Genomic DNA, 261 nt, shown 5'->3' with positions numbered 1-261 from the left:
CGACCCCGCCGGTCAGCGTTTCCACCTGACTGAGCAGCAGGCTGTTGCCCGTGGTTCCCAGCGTGATGCTGTCGGCGGCGGTCCCGCCAACCAGCGTTTCCAGCCCGGCAACGAGCATGGTCGAACCGACGTTGCCGATGGTGACGGCGTCGGCCCCGCCGCCACCGGTCAGCGTTTCCAGCGAGCGCAGCAGCAGGGTGTTGCCGCCGTCCGCCAGCGTGGCCACGTCGAGACCGGCGTTGCCGACCAGCACCTCCAGCC

1 pseudogene is annotated in these 261 nt (G+C 70.5%); it reads right to left on the bottom strand.

The annotated features are described in order from the left end of the window. A pseudogene (locus tag EJ903_RS27190) lies at positions 1-261 on the bottom strand (hypothetical protein); the annotation flags it as partial.

Source organism: Azospirillum griseum, from assembly GCF_003966125.1.
GTDB lineage: Bacteria > Pseudomonadota > Alphaproteobacteria > Azospirillales > Azospirillaceae > Azospirillum > Azospirillum griseum.
The sequence above is the reverse complement of the archived record's forward strand: the minus strand, read 5'-3'. Positions and strand labels throughout refer to the sequence as shown.